Origin of the sequence: Nonomuraea cavernae, from assembly GCF_014646355.1 — a bacterium.
Taxonomy (GTDB): Bacteria; Actinomycetota; Actinomycetes; order Streptosporangiales; family Streptosporangiaceae; genus Nonomuraea; species Nonomuraea cavernae.
Map to the genome: position 1 here is coordinate 266519 of NZ_BMNH01000006.1, position 13713 is coordinate 280231.

17 protein-coding genes and 1 pseudogene are annotated in these 13713 nt (G+C 65.5%); 8 read left to right on the forward strand and 10 right to left on the reverse strand.

From position 1 onward, the window contains the following. Positions 1-23 precede the first annotated feature (23 nt). The 4 genes from IEY82_RS14105 to IEY82_RS14120 all read right to left on the reverse strand — a co-directional run bounded on the left by IEY82_RS14105 (position 24) and on the right by IEY82_RS14120 (position 1881). Entirely contained in the window at positions 24-329 is a 306-nt protein-coding gene (locus IEY82_RS14105) for a hypothetical protein (protein ID WP_189124532.1), read from the reverse strand. A gap of 23 nt (positions 330-352) precedes the next feature. Next, positions 353-685 (reverse strand): YnfA family protein, encoded by a 333-nt coding sequence (locus IEY82_RS14110; protein ID WP_189124533.1) that lies wholly within the window; start codon positions 683-685, stop codon positions 353-355. Between the two features lie 69 nt (positions 686-754). Then, entirely contained in the window at positions 755-1075 is a 321-nt protein-coding gene (locus tag IEY82_RS14115) for a GYD domain-containing protein (protein WP_189124534.1), read from the reverse strand. Positions 1076-1284: 209 nt separating this feature from the next. Beyond that, on the reverse strand, positions 1285-1881 hold the full coding sequence (locus IEY82_RS14120; protein ID WP_189124535.1) for a TetR/AcrR family transcriptional regulator: 597 nt from the start codon (positions 1879-1881) through the stop codon (positions 1285-1287). Between the two features lie 83 nt (positions 1882-1964). Here IEY82_RS14120 and IEY82_RS14125 point away from each other — a divergent pair, with 83 nt between their 5' ends. Then, positions 1965-3197, forward strand: coding sequence for a DUF418 domain-containing protein (locus IEY82_RS14125; RefSeq protein ID WP_189124536.1), 1233 nt, complete (start codon positions 1965-1967; stop codon positions 3195-3197). A 24-nt stretch (positions 3198-3221) separates the two neighbouring features. On the opposite strand, the gene IEY82_RS14130 is transcribed toward IEY82_RS14125, so the two are convergent. The 3 genes from IEY82_RS14130 to IEY82_RS14140 all read right to left on the reverse strand — a co-directional run bounded on the left by IEY82_RS14130 (position 3222) and on the right by IEY82_RS14140 (position 7465). Further along, complete coding sequence (locus tag IEY82_RS14130; RefSeq protein ID WP_189124537.1) at positions 3222-5510, reverse strand: polysaccharide lyase 8 family protein; 2289 nt, start codon at positions 5508-5510, stop codon at positions 3222-3224. Positions 5511-6587: 1077 nt separating this feature from the next. Next, the gene (locus IEY82_RS14135; RefSeq protein ID WP_189124538.1) at positions 6588-7001 is read right to left on the reverse strand and encodes a hypothetical protein; all 414 of its coding nucleotides are present in this window, start codon (positions 6999-7001) and stop codon (positions 6588-6590) included. Positions 7002-7201: 200 nt separating this feature from the next. Then, positions 7202-7465: a hypothetical protein gene (locus IEY82_RS14140; protein ID WP_189124539.1), complete on the reverse strand. Its 264-nt coding sequence runs from the start codon at positions 7463-7465 to the stop codon at positions 7202-7204. On the opposite strand from IEY82_RS14140, the gene IEY82_RS14145 reads away from it, so the two are divergent. Continuing rightward, the gene (locus IEY82_RS14145; RefSeq protein ID WP_189124575.1) at positions 7466-7621 is read left to right on the forward strand and encodes a hypothetical protein; all 156 of its coding nucleotides are present in this window, start codon (positions 7466-7468) and stop codon (positions 7619-7621) included. It begins immediately after the preceding gene. A gap of 110 nt (positions 7622-7731) precedes the next feature. Here IEY82_RS14145 and IEY82_RS14150 read toward each other — a convergent pair whose 3' ends face one another. Next, positions 7732-8730 carry a zinc-dependent alcohol dehydrogenase family protein gene (locus IEY82_RS14150; protein WP_189124540.1) on the reverse strand — a complete coding sequence of 333 codons (999 nt, stop codon included), beginning with the start codon at positions 8728-8730 and terminating at the stop codon, positions 7732-7734. Positions 8731-8811: 81 nt separating this feature from the next. Here IEY82_RS14150 and IEY82_RS40150 point away from each other — a divergent pair, with 81 nt between their 5' ends. Beyond that, the gene (locus IEY82_RS40150) at positions 8812-9267 is read left to right on the forward strand and encodes an ArsR/SmtB family transcription factor (protein WP_308015982.1); all 456 of its coding nucleotides are present in this window, start codon (positions 8812-8814) and stop codon (positions 9265-9267) included. A 98-nt stretch (positions 9268-9365) separates the two neighbouring features. On the opposite strand, the pseudogene IEY82_RS40325 reads toward IEY82_RS40150, so the two are convergent. Together IEY82_RS40325 and IEY82_RS14160 are read right to left on the reverse strand one after the other, a co-directional pair. After that, positions 9366-9515, reverse strand: a pseudogene (locus tag IEY82_RS40325) (DUF6596 domain-containing protein); the annotation flags it as partial. A 201-nt stretch (positions 9516-9716) separates the two neighbouring features. After that, positions 9717-9974: a hypothetical protein gene (locus tag IEY82_RS14160; RefSeq protein ID WP_189124541.1), complete on the reverse strand. Its 258-nt coding sequence runs from the start codon at positions 9972-9974 to the stop codon at positions 9717-9719. Between the two features lie 236 nt (positions 9975-10210). Between IEY82_RS14160 and IEY82_RS14165 the strand changes: the two genes are divergently transcribed. The 5 genes from IEY82_RS14165 to IEY82_RS40335 all read left to right on the forward strand — a co-directional run bounded on the left by IEY82_RS14165 (position 10211) and on the right by IEY82_RS40335 (position 13626). Further along, on the forward strand, positions 10211-10432 hold the full coding sequence (locus IEY82_RS14165) for a site-specific integrase (RefSeq protein ID WP_308015983.1): 222 nt from the start codon (positions 10211-10213) through the stop codon (positions 10430-10432). Positions 10433-11276: 844 nt separating this feature from the next. Continuing rightward, the gene (locus tag IEY82_RS14170) at positions 11277-11630 is read left to right on the forward strand and encodes an effector-associated constant component EACC1 (RefSeq protein ID WP_189124543.1); all 354 of its coding nucleotides are present in this window, start codon (positions 11277-11279) and stop codon (positions 11628-11630) included. 4 nt (positions 11631-11634) lie between these two features. Then, on the forward strand, positions 11635-13008 hold the full coding sequence (locus tag IEY82_RS14175) for a caspase family protein (RefSeq protein WP_189124544.1): 1374 nt from the start codon (positions 11635-11637) through the stop codon (positions 13006-13008). Next, positions 12995-13252, forward strand: a complete 258-nt coding sequence (locus tag IEY82_RS40330) for a ClpX C4-type zinc finger protein (RefSeq protein WP_189124545.1) — start codon at positions 12995-12997, stop codon at positions 13250-13252. The genes IEY82_RS14175 and IEY82_RS40330 overlap by 14 nt, the downstream gene beginning before the upstream one ends. Before the next feature lie 206 nt (positions 13253-13458). Continuing rightward, entirely contained in the window at positions 13459-13626 is a 168-nt protein-coding gene (locus IEY82_RS40335) for a transposase (RefSeq protein ID WP_194518792.1), read from the forward strand. Positions 13627-13713 lie beyond the last annotated feature (87 nt).

Here is a 13713-nt window from a genome sequence, read left to right on the forward strand (position 1 = left end):
AGCGGAGTTGCCCCTGCAGGGCGTTACGGGAGCTGTGGCCAGAGGTCCAGCCAGCTCTCGATCCGCGCTCTCACCGGCCCCGCCGCCAGCTGATCAGCGATCAGCCTCATGGGGGCGAGGAGGTTCTTGCAGGTACGCATGGCCAGGATCTCCTCGCGAGGACGCGTCCGCCGGTCCACCGCCCAGTCGGCCGCCTGCTCCCAGCTCAGCGGCAGTGCCGCCAGGACATCCGAGGCCAGTCGATCGGGATCCCACAGCGGGTCACCGCCGGGCCCGAGATCGGCGACGCGCGGAGATGGAACCGGCCGGCGTTCATCATCGCCCGCCACCACCGCCAGAGGGCGACCACGGCTCAACCGCGCGGCGCGTACATGATCACGGCGACGCCGACCAGGCAGACCAGCGCGCCGATGACGTCCCAGCGATCGGGCTGGAATCCGTCGACCACCATGCCCCAGGCCAGCGAACCGGCGACGAAGACGCCACCGTAGGCGGCCAGGATGCGGCCGAAGTGCGCATCCGGCTGCAGGGTGGCGACGAACCCGTACAGGCCCAGCGCGATGACGCCGGCACCGATCCAGAGCAGGCCGCGCTGCTCGCGTACACCCTGCCAGACCAGCCACGCACCGCCGATCTCGGCGAGTGCGGCCACGGCGAACAACACCAGGGAGCGAACGATCGTCATGGCAGGTAGTACAGCGCATCCCGGTCCCGGCAGAAGCCGCAGTCGAGGCGCTCGCGATCACCCCGGCTGTCACGCGCCAGGAGCCTGGTAGGCCACCTCCGTCCGCGCGGCCTCGTCGATCTCCTCCGGCGTCAGCAGGACAGTGGTCTTCGTTCGTACCGCCCCGGACGCCGAGATCGTGAGACCCACAGCGGCCGAAGCCGCGTTGCTCGGCAGGTCGACGAGCACATACGTGTCCGTCTCGCCGAACGCGAAATACATCTGCTCGACCCGGCCGCCGACGCTCTCCGCCATGCGCTCCACCGCCTGCCGGCGTCCGGTGCCGCCATCTCGCAGCACTCCCTTGAGGCCGTCCGCGGTGTAGGTCGCCTGAATCAGGTACTTGGGCATGGTCGAGTCCCTCTCCTCGTGCCGCCGTCCCGTGCCGGGGCGGCCATTGCGGTCACGAGGTCGAAGTTCTCGGCTTGGGGTGACGGTAATCCCGCCCGCTGTACTGGTTTTCCCCTGTCGCGTTTTCCCCTGTCGCGGATTTACGCCGCTCAGGCGAGCCGCTCGACGACGCACGGTGACTCGGCCGCCTCGGCGTCTGGGCGATCCCGTCAGCCTCCGGAGAGCCCGATCGCCGGCAGGATCGCCTGGTCGACGATGTCGGCCAACTCCGCCTCGCCAGGCGGGCAGCCCTTGTCGATCACCCACTTGGTGACGAGCGCCTCGCCGAGGTCGAGCACGACCCACGTGAGCCGTTCGGCGGGAAAATGGCCGCGTTCGGCGTAGTGCCGCAGCACGGTAGCGGTGAAGGTGCCGCCACGGACGGCGAAGACCTTCTCCTGCAGCGCCTCGGACATCCGCGCGGCGCTCCCGGGGTCGGTGAGAATGCCGGCGACCGCGAGTCCCGCCGGACTGAACGCCCACTCGACCATGAGCCGCAATGCCTGGATCAAGTCGCCGCGCAGATCGTCCGCTCCGGGCGTCGGCTCCTCGACGGGGTGGGAGTGGTAGAGCGCGTCCAGGAGCACCTCGACGGGGTCGGACCAGCGGCGGTACAGCGTCGAGCGAGGGGTCGCCGCCCGCCTGGCGATGCCGTCCATGGTCAGCCGTCCAACGCCGACCTCCCGAACCTCCGCCAGCGCCGCGGCGTGAATGGCCCGGATCAGCTCTTCGCCGCGCCGCCGGGTCCGGCCGTCCCCGTCACTCACAACGCCTCCCCTTTTTAGCGCCAAGCATGTATCTTATCGACGCAACTAAGCTACAGTTGTGTATCTAATTCTCGAGGTGATCCATGTCCATCTCCGCACCGGCCCCCGCCCGGGGGGCCGTGCCGCTCACCCAGCGGTCCCCGGCTCCCGACCTGGCGCGCGGCTTCATGCTGCTGCTCATCGCGGTGGCGCACGCGCACATGTACCTGTCGGGCCACCCCGTGGGCTGGCGCGGCTACACCCTCGACGGCACGGCCCTCGACCGGCTCGTGGCCGGGGTCCAGATCCTCCTCGTGGACGGTCGGGCGCTGCCGATGTTCGCCGCCCTGTTCGGCTACGGCCTCGTCCAGCTCGCCCACCGGCGGCTCGCCAGCGGCGAAGGCTGGCCCGAGGTCCGGCGGGTGCTGCGCCGCCGGAGTCTGTGGCTGCTGGCCTTCGGGTTCTGCCACGCGCTCCTGCTGTTCTTCGGCGACATTCTCGGCGCGTACGGCCTGGCCGGGCTGGTGTTCATCGGGTTCATCCGGCGTAGCGACCGGGCGCTGGCCTGGGCGGCCGGAGTGGGAGCCGTTCTGCACGTCGTCGTGGTCGCTCTCCTCGGGATGCTCACCCTGAACGCGGGCAAAGGCGACACGCCCGCGGCCATGGCCGACCCGGTCGCGGCCATGGTGATGCGGCTGATCGGCTGGTCGGGGATGACGCCCACGTTCTTCCTGGTGAGCGTCGTACCGCCCTTCATGCTCGGCATCTGGGCGGCCCGCCGCCGCCTGCTGGAGGAGCCGGAGGCGCACCGGGCGCCGCTCACCCGGATCGCCGTCGCGGGCACGGCGATCTCCGTCGTCGGCGGACTGCCGCTGACGCTGGCCGACACGCGGCTCTGGACACCCGGCGACGAGCTCTCGGTGTCCGCGTACGCGCTGCACAGCGTCACCGGGATCGCCGGCGGCCTGGCGTACGCGGCGCTGGTCGGGCTCGTCGTGGCCCGGCGAGAGCGCGCCGGGCGGCGGTCCGGGGCGGTGACCCAGGCGCTGGCCGCCTGCGGGCAGTGGTCGCTGACGTGCTACCTGCTGCAGTCGGTGGTGTTCGTCGCACTGTTCGCCCCATACCTGGGCGGCCTGTCCACCCGGGTCGGCGACGCCGCCGCGTCGGGCATCGCGGTGCTCACCTGGCTGGGCACCGTGGTGCTCGCGGCCCTGCTGTCCCGTACGGGCCGCCGCGGGCCCGCTGAGACGGCACTGCGCCGACTGACGTACCGCCGGGTGCGGCACGCTCGTCCATCTCATCCTCAGCGGCCTGGTCGAGATCATCACCCGGGCTGAGAACGGCGAGCAGGCGCCCCGGAGTCAGACGCGCACTTCCGCGGTGTGGGCGTACCCGCGGCTGCCACCCACTTCCACCTTGAGCGCGGTCCTGGCCTTGCGCACGCTGCGGTCCCTTTCCTTGAGCGATTTCACCGGCCAGGGCAAGGTGATCTTCACCTCGTCGGTGGTCCTGGACGGGTCGGAGACCGCGAGCCGTACCCGCTTACCGTCGCGGCGGACCAGCAGCGTGCAGGGGCCGTCGACGACGAGCGGCCCATCCCCGGTCTCTACGGTCCCAGCGCGCCAGAAAACGGCGGCGAGCACGCCGTCGCGCGTGATGGCCTGCACCGCTCCGGAGTTGGCGAGGATCTCGATTCGCCCGTGGTAAGCCGCCGTCTGCGTGATGGAGGCGTCAGGCAGTACGGCGTAGGCGTAGCGCGCCTTGCGGGGATCGACGCCGTGGTCGATGAGGATCGTCGTGTAGTGCCTGGTGACCGGCGACGTGTCGCCTCCGGTGGTGGCGCCCTTGTCGATGTCCCGCCAGCGGCCGGTGCGCTTCTCGCGCATCACCTTCGCGTCGGCGCCGTCGAGCAGCACGTAGCCGGCCACCCCGGACAGGTGGATCCAGCCGTCGCCCCGGGTCAGTGGCGGATGCCGGTCGTGGGTGTTGCGGTTCTCCACGATGGTCTCGATCCGGCGGTCGTCGGAGGCGGTGATGCCGGCGCCGAGGGCGATCACCGCGTCATCGAGCAGGAACCACGCCTTCTTGGCCCGCAGCGAGGAGCCGCCGGCGATCAGCTTCATTGCGGCCACGCCGTACTCGCCGTCGAGTGCCACGCCACCCGCCCACGGGGTGGGTGGCAGGCGACGGTGGTCGTGCGGGAGATCGGCGCGTCTACGGGTGTCGACCGTCGTGCCGGGCAGCCGGTACGGGTCGATCGTGGGCCACAGGTCGTCGTTCCAGTGGGTGAGGTCGCCCGTGTAGAGGTAGGTCATGCCGTCGCCGGTGTACCAGCCGTGCAGATTCTCCCGGTTCATGGCCTCAGCCGCGCCGATGCGCTCCGAGCTCATCGCGATCGCGTACGCCCAGGTGGGACGGCGGTGCACGACCCGGTCCATGTCGGCGAAGACGTACGTGCCCGTCGTGCGAGGGCCGACCGGCACCGACGGGTCCTCCAGCAGGGCCGTGGCCTTCGCGATGCTCGCCGGCGGTGCGAGCGTGCCGTAGGGGATGGCCTGGTCGCGGGTGAGCCACCCTTTGACCAGCGGTCGCCAACGCTCGGCATGGCGCTCGGGTGCCGTCTCCAGCAGGGTGAGGATGGCCTCGACCGTCTTGTGTCCCGAGTGGTGGTCACGATGGCCCTGCACCGAGATCTGCCGGCCGCGTACGCAGTCCATCATCAGCCCGTCGAAGACGAACGGCACGAACGAGCGATCCACGATGTCGTAGATGTTGCCGATTCCGGTGATCTTCCACGGTGACCTGGAGAGCATGGCGATCAGTTTGGCCACGCTCTCCAGGTAGTCCACGCCGTAGCTGCCGGTGTAGGGGTACACGTCGTGCTGGATGAACGATCCGTCCCGGTAGAAGCCGTCGCCTGGGCCTCGGGTCGGCCGCAGCAGGTCGGGGACCGCGTCCCTGGCCCGCTTGACGAGGCGTGCGTCGTGGGTGAGCAGTCCGCGCATCGCCACCGCCATCGCCTTGCCCGCGCGGTTGGCACCGGTCTCGACGACACCGGGGTGGCTGACGCGGCGCTCCGGGTCGGGGCACCAGCGGCGCAAGGGGCGCAACCAGCGCTCAAGGCGGTCCTTGGGCAGGCCGTCGTACAGCAGGGCGCAGGTGTCGGTGAGCGCGCGGGGAACGCCGATCTCCCACCAGAACCAGTTGCTGCCCCGCCGGTCGAGCCCCTCGTGGTAGGCGTGCTCGTACAGGAAGTCCAGCGCCCTGACGGCGGTCTCGGCGACCTGACCGTCCCTGTGCATGGCGGTGCCCGGTGTGGCCCAGCCCAGCGCCAGGGTGCGCATGCGGTTGAACGCGCGGTTGAAGTTGCCCGTGCGGGGGTCCGACAGCGGCAGGTCAGGCCACAGGCTCGGGCGATCGGAGGCGGGCCTCAGCTTGCGCAGCACCGCATTGGCCGAGCCCTCGATGGCCTGCGTCCTGTCGGTATAGGAGGAGTTGTCCGACCCACCGGTCAACAGGCTCACCCACCGCTCACGCGCGGCGTCGAACGCGGCGGTGCCGGCCGCCTCGGCCGTTCCGTCCCACACGGCGAGACCGGCCACTGCCGCGGCGCTCAGCAGGGCGGACCGCCGACTGAGAAGGTGGGTCATGCAGGCCTTCCGACAACAGGGCAGATACCAGATGAAAAGATCATAGGTCGACAGGTGACTGGCTTATCGTCGCGTGATGATCATTCCGGAGCCGGGGCGCCCCCGCCGGAGGCACGGTTTCCGTCGGCACTTGGGCTCAGACGACACACCCTCGTATGCGATCATCATGGTTATGTCATCGGCCAGAAAGGGCCATGCCGCGTAGGCGCCCTTCCGAGGTCCGTACGCGAGGATCAGCGTGTTGGACCCACAGAGCTGTGATCCACCATGTTCCCGGGCTTGGCAGTCGCCCCATGGCCGCGGTGATCGCCCTCGAACACGTTCGCATGTGGCCGGGGGCGGTGGCGACGGCCCTGGTAGCTTGGCAGGAGGCGGCCCTGATAGGGACCGCTGACCGCGTCTTCTTCAGGTGCCACTGCGAGGAGTGCACGGGAGACGCACCCCGCCGGCGACTTCAACAAGCTCTCATCGGCTTACCGCCGTGGGCCAGACCGCATCTGTACACCCTGGTCCTGCCCGTCGACTTGCACTACCTCCGCCGAACCTCGCCAATGCCGCCCACCTCGCCCGACTCCGATTGGGCATGGTGGCAACGACGTCTCCAGCGTGAAGATCTCAGCGCGTAGAGGCGAACGTTGAGAGCAGGCTCGGGCGGCGCGGCACCCTGGGGTGGCGGCCTCCCACTGTGGTCGCCGCTATGCGTGTGCTGCGGGAACAGGCTGGATCGAGTCCCAGCAGGGCAAGGGGTGCTTCGTGCGTGGCCGTCCGGCCATGGCCTCCGTTGAGCAGAAGCGGCCTGGACAGGCCTACCTGATCAGGCCGGAGACCGACACCACCGGAGAGGTTGTCGAAATGGCGTCGTGACCGCCCCGAACCGCGTTGGCGTGCTGCTCGACGTGCAGCCCAAGAGCAAGATGTTCGTTCGCCGACGGCTCATCGTGCGCGATGGCGACCGACCGAGTTGGTGTCGCTCTGGCTGCCAGTGGATCTCTCCAGAGGTACGGATCTCACCGGGCGGTGGACCCCGACCGGCACGAACTGGAAGACGCATACCCCATCACGTGATCAGGCTGCCGTCTATGCGCAGCGGATGTCCCAATCGCTGGAGCTGATGTCGCGGAACTCCACGATGACGGCTCCCCCGTCTCCGGCGTCATCCACGTCCACAGACACCTGCGCCATCCCGACGTCCACTCCCGCAATCGCGGCCTTGTCGTAGTACGCATAGAGCTCTACAGGCGACAAGCCGGTGCGCAGCTTCAATCGAACCCGGTACTCGCAGTAATCGCCGTTCCCGCTCGAGTTCTTGCCAAAAGTGGCGACGCTGTCATCCCGGCTGCGCGTCTCGGGTGGCAGCGGACGGGCGACCACTCTCTCGTGAAAATCGTCGAGCCGGGCATCGTCACGCCACATCGGCATCATGAACAGCAGGAACAGCCCGACCAACGGCGCTATCACGACCACGACTAAGCAGCCCAACAAGATTCGCACCAGATCCTCCCTTGGTGACGGGCATCGACCTGGTCGACTGTCTATCGCATTGGTGACACGGCCATCACCTCCCACCTAGTGGCTCGTCACCTCACGTCGGCGGGTAATGCTTGGCGGGTGGAGTCTCTTCAATGGTTCCACGGCCCTTGGCGGAGGCGGTCATCATGGGCTCGAGGTCGATCCCGATCACCTGTTCCTGATCAGCGATCGGCGGCCGGACCGGCTGCCACCTGCCCGGGTAGGACAAGGGCCTCAGGAGAACTTGGCAAGGGCCTGGTCGTGAACGCGGTCGAAGCGGCGAAGGCTCGCCGGTCCTGCTTTGGGAGGTCCTGCAGGAGGGCGATCACCGGTTCGAGCACCTCCATCGCGGCCTCGGGCGTGATGGCTGGCAGTCGATCCACCTTCAACAGCTCGTCGTCGCCTACGTTCGTGCTGGTCCACGGCTCCGGCACGAGTTCTTTCATGTGGGCTCCCGTCCCGCGCGAGCCGCGTTCAACGTCGGCGACCCCGCTCAGCTCGGTGTCGGCCGGGCCAACTACCGCACCGCGGACGTGGAGCTGCTCAACGCACTCGCGGACGCCCTGACGCCCGGCAACCCGTACGACGTTTCTTCCCCGTGAACAGCAGTACGTCCGGGTCACTCGCAAGCGAGTCAGCGGGATCTGATCTGGATCATGGCGTCTCCCTTTGCGGGGAGGAGCGGAGTTGTCGTTTCCCAGGTCCGGATGTGTCAGTGGTTCACCGTGACCACGATCTTGCCGAACTGGGTGTTGGACTCCATGTGCCGATGCGCCTGCACGATCTCCTCCAGCGGGAAAAGGCGATCCACCACCGGCCGGAACGCGCCGCCCCGCAGCCCTGAGGCGACGAACGCGGCGGCGCGGCGCAGCCGCAGCGGGTCCCTGGCGATCTCCAGCATCGTGTACGTGCGCATGTTCAGGGCGGGCATGCCCAGGTCGAAACCGGGATACGGGGTCGGCTGCCCGCTGAGCGCACCCCACAGGAACAGCGTCCCGTCCGCCGCCACCGCCCGGGCCAACTCGACCACGCCCGGACCGGCCACGGCGTCGAAGACGAATCGGGCGCCCTGGCCGCCGGTCAGCTCAAGCACGCGTTCGGTCACGTTCTCCTCGTCGGAGACGATGACCTCCGCCGCGCCCTGGCCGGTCAACTGGCGGGCCTTGGCGCGGGTGCGGGTGACCGCCACCGGGACGGCGCCCAGGCGGTCGGCGGTGTGGATCGCGGCCAGGCCGACGCTGCTGGAAGCCGCGTTCACCACCGCCACGTCCCCCGCCCGCATGCGGCCGATCTCCACCATCGCGCCGTAGGCGGTCAGGTAGGGCATCCAGACGGCGGCGCCGGAGACGGCGTCCACCTGCTCGGGGCGGGGCAGCAGCGCGGTGGCCGGCACGACGGCCCGCTCGGCGTAGACGCCGTAGTCGTTCTGGGAGAAGTTCGGCACGACGCTGACCGGCTGTCCTCGTTCGAAGCCGGTCACCCCCGGGCCGAGCGCCTCGATGGTGCCGGCGGCCTCGGAGCCGAGCCTGGCGGGCAGCCGCTTGACCGGCTCGATGTAGTGGCCGCTCCTGAACAGGGCCTCGGCCCTGTTGACGCCGATCGCCTCCACCCGGATGCGCGCCTCGCCTGGTCCGGGCTCCCCCGGGTCCTGGTCCTCCAGTCTCATCACCTCGGGTCCACCGAGCTGGTGGAACAGCACGGTCCTGGCCACGGGAATCCCCTCCTGCCGCATACGACACCACACGGAAGTACGACTATCATCGAACTTTGATGGTTATCGTACTATAGGGTCATGGAACGCACACCGCCCCACCCGGAGAAGGAGCAGTTCGACCTGCAACGGGTGCTGGAGGCGCTCGTCGACCCCGTCCGCCGGAGCATCGTCACGCAGCTCGACGCGGCGGGCGAGGACATCGCCTGCGGCGCCTTCGACATCGCCGTCAGCAAGTCCACCGCCACCCACCACTTCAAGGTGCTGCGCGAGGCCGGCCTGATCCGGCAGCACTATGTGGGCACCTCGCGCATGAACGCGCTGCGCCGCACCGAGATGGACCAGGCTTTCCCCGGCCTGCTCGACGCCATCACTCCCAGGGTCGCCGAGGCGGGTGCGAACGTCGCTTCGGCCGCACGCGACACCGTGTCCGCACGTCGGCTCCAGTCCCAGGGAATCGCCGCCGCAGGTGAGCAAGCTCCCGACCCCGGCGGTGTTTCCCGCCAGCTCGACGGCCCTGTCGTACGCCGCTCGTGACTCCCGGCCGCGGCCCCGCCGGCAGTCGGTCTCGCGTACGTGGCGGGCAAAGGTGTGCACGGCGTTGATCGCCGCGAGGATCTGGTAACGGCCCGGCGCGCCTCGGTGAGGAGCATCAGCGCCAGCAGCCCGCTCACCTCACCGTCCTCCGCCATGAGGGCGCGGAGCAGGCGAGCGAGCCGGAGCGCCACGGTGGCTGCGCCCGGCGAGGCGAGACCACCGTCGAACACCCAGCACCCCTCCTGCACACCCCTTGAAACGCAGAAGAGGCCCCGAAGGGCCTCTGACCTGCTGTTACTGCTGGTGGCAGGTGCAAGGTTCGAACTTGCGTAGGCTGAGCCGACGGTTTTACAGGGGATCGTCGATCTCGATGCAACTAGCTGCTTGGCCTGCGCCTCCGTATTGCGCCTCGGCCCTGCAACGCCGATCCATCCCGCGTATATCCCGGATCATGCTCCGGCGTCACGCGTTCGCTTCGCCCGCTCCTCAAGGCGTCGGAGATGCCGGCTGTACTGGCCAACGCGCGATCGGACTGCCCGGTCAATCAATCGGACTCGTGGATCTGAAGCATGCTCGTAGAGCTCGATCTCGAACGGATCGCCGTCGTACTCGATCAATCGGGCCAGGGCTTCACGGTCCTGCTCCACCGAACCGCGGACGCGGACATGCTTGCGCCACTCATCAGCACTCGCCTTAGCAATGTCCACCCTGGCACCATAACCACCTATGCCGCTCACGTGGAACTACGAGAGCAGCTCAACCGGCAGCATGCGGGCACTCGCGCCACGGCGCGCACCTCCCCCACCTGATCATCCCGTCTGCCGTCGACCCGCCCGAAGGGGAAGCGGGCCAGGGCCATGGGGTCAAGGTGGAGCGCCCCACCGGACGAACGACCTTGACCCCACGGCCCTGGTCTGCTCGGCTCTGGCAGGAAGCCCGTACGTTGGCCCTCACACCCGCCCAGGTCGCCTCACCGCTCGCGCGGCGGCCGTACGACCTCCGGCACGCGGCCGTCTCGCTCTGGCTTAACGGCGGCGTACCGGCTCCGGAAGTGGCGGCCCGTGCTGGCCACGGGGTGGACGTCCTGCTGCGTGTCTATGCCAAGTGCATCGACGGCCAGGAGGACATCGTCAACCAGCGGATCGCGGACGTACTCACCGCATGAGATCACGAGCAGCACTCCTCGAAGGGCTCCGGCTTCCCCGGGGCCTTTCAGCGTTGCGGGGCCGCGTCATCCCGCACATCTTCCGGATCATGGCCGTCTACCTGGGGAAACGCCTCGTGATCCATCCCGCGTATATCCCGTGACCAGCGACAAACGGCCGCTCAGAGCGGCATCTGGCTGCACACCCCAGAAAAGCAGAAGAGGCCCCGTAGGGCCTCTGAGCTGCGCTAACTGCTGGTGGCAGGTGCAAGGTTCGAACTTGCGTAGGCTGAGCCGACGGTTTTACAGGGCGTCGCCACTCGTAGCCTGGCATGCTGTTTGAGCTGCGAAGATAGCGCGTCTGATGCTTCTCGTGCGAGGCCCTTCCGGATATATTCCGGATCTTGTCAGCCCCTGACTTGCCCGGATTCTCTTCTGGCCTCAACCACCCTGCCCGGTGGGACAGGGTGAGGAACGAACCCTGTCCCGTCGATCGCCCCAGCCACGTACGGCGCCTGGCCCCGGATGGGCGATCGTGACAGCGGTATCCGTGCGGTCCATCATACGGACTAGCGCATTAGCAGTTCGGATTCTGCCCGCTTCGATCAGTACATCTAGGGTCAGCGCTTGCCGATTGACCTGATCTTTAGGTGACGCCCTCGATGCGCCCGATATTGGTCGCGGAGTTCAGATCCGGTCGCCGACGACCCCTCTTGCTGGCGCTAGGATGGCACACACCTACAGCCATCAAGACTCACTCGCTATCAGTTTGATAAAGCTACCGACATCGATCGATAAGTGTGCTCTTGTCTGGTTAGCTCTCGATTGAGGGGAACTGTACGGACTAAGAGCCAGTGGAGGATGCATGGACATTGCGCTTTCGTTGTCTCCGGGGCACAACAGAACCGATCTTGAGTCTCTCTTCGACTGGCTCCAAGCCGAGAAGGAACTTCGTGGTCGAGTTAGTTGGAAGGAAGCGCCGCCAAAGCCTGGAGAGATGGGGGGAATGGCAGAGTTTATTCTGGTGGCGGCCGGATCAGGCGGATTTCTTTCTGTTCTCGCCACATCGGTTCAGACCTGGCTTGCTCAACCAAGAAGGTCAAACATAAAAATCCGGGCCCGAAGAGATGACGGTGTAGAGATTGAGGTCGACGCTCAAAACATGACGGACGAAAGAGTCCAGGAGCTTCTCAGAAAGCTATCCGAGAAGCCGGAGTGATGCCATGCGTTTGCCGGATCCTAGGCGCTCGCGTGTCGTTCTCATGGGCGCAAGCATCTATGCCGATTACAATCTCAGCGATATTCCATCCGTTGAAAAATCTGTCCGCGATCTAGCTACTGCGCTTACAGACCCGACGTTCGGAATAGTCCCACCCGAATATTGCACGGCGCTTATCAATCAGGGTGACTTGCGACATATCGGACGCCAACTCCGTGAAGCAGCCATGGAGGCTGAAGACCTTCTCCTTGTCTATTATGCCGGACACGGACTGATCGGTGGTCGTAGGCATGATTTGTATTTGGCCTTGCCGGACAGTGAGTGGCAAGAGCCTGCTTTTAGCTCACTTGAATTCGATAAGCTGCGAAGCGTGGTGCTCAACAGCACTGCCTCGAACAAAGTCATCATATTGGATTGCTGCTTTTCCGGTCGCGTCTTATCGGATACGATGGCTGATCCCGTGGCAGAAGTGGCGGGCCAAATAGAGATTGATGGGACATATGTGCTAACCTCCGCCCACCGGGATCAAGTTTCTCTTGTTCTGCCAAATGAAGAACATACTTCATTTACCGGACGCATGCTTGACTTGCTACGCCACGGAATTCCGAGAGGACCGCGGCTGCTCACTATTGATAGCATCTATCAACACTTGCGCTCTAAAATGAGAGCAGATGGCCTTTCTGAGCCCCAGAAAAGAGGGACTCAGACTATAGAACTGCTTGGCCTTGCACGCAATCGAGCAATTGTGCGGTCGAGTGCAAAGCAGCTCCGTAACAGGTACCGAGCAGCGGCGGATCGGGCTGAGCAACAGGATTGGCGGGGAGCGTTCAGAATGCTCGAAGAAGTGGTTGAGGAGCAAGTAGCCATACTCGGCGAAAATCATCCGGACACTCTTCTTTCAAGGCGCCTACTTGCCCATGCAATAGGTGCCATCGGGGCGCCTCTAGAAGCTGCGAAGGAAATCCAAAGTCTTCTCAACACGCAATCTACATGGGCCTTGCACTCAGAAGAACATCTCCAGACCCTTCAGTTCCTAGCCATTAATATGGGAGAAGCCGGGTTTCGTCGCGATGCAATTTCACTCCTGCGGCCTCTGATGATAGATCGCATGCGAACTCTAGGCTCCTCAAATTTGTCAACAATTAATACGTGTCACATTCTCGCACGCAACCTAACCATATCGGGACAACACAAAGAGGCTAGAGCTATATTGGAATATGTGGTTGCAGAAAGAGCTAGAATTTTAGGAGACGATCATGCTCACACCATTCGCGCCAGAAAGGACCTAGAGGATCTGGAGCACCTAGAAACCCCAGAGCACCTAAAGGACCTAGAAACCCCGGAGGACGTAGAGGGCCTAGAGGATGACGACACGTAATACTTCCCGGGGATCGATACGCCTCTGCGATTTTTGCGGAAAAACTCAGAAGAAGGTACTTAAAGTAATAGAGGAGAAAGAAAGGGATTCGCACATCTGTAACGAATGCGTTGACCTTTGTGTCGAAATAATAGAAGAGGAGACTCGTTTTACTTTGGCCGCAGAGAAGCCATTATCTAATTCTCCGTATCATCTTCCTGCCAAAATGACAGAGGATGACATCCTTTTTTGGGCAATGAAGTAAGCTAGATCGACAGAAAACGCCTTCACCATAACTTACCTTAGAAGCGCCTCGTCGATAAAGCTCTCGTGTGTGAGAATATGGAGCACATGGCGGCAGTGGAAGCACTCGGAGAGTCACACGCCGGTCTGAGTTGTCGGCTGAGATTCCCCCCGTTCTCCGGACACTTGCCCTGAGGTCACCCCTGATCATCAGGAAGGATGTCCTCCATGCCCTCACCTCATTCGCCAGAGTTCCGGCGCCGCGCGGTCGAGCTCGCGCGCCAAGGTGACAAACCGCTCGCCCAACTCGCCAAGGACCTGGGCGTCAGCCGATCATGCCTGCAGAACTGGATCAGCCAGGCCGCCGCCGATGACAACCGGGCTCTTCGACTTTGAGGGGGAAGCTCACCCTCATGCCGCTGGGTTGATCGTTTGATGTGTGCAGGCCAACCGTACGCGGCGGCGTTGGTTGGTCAGGTTGCG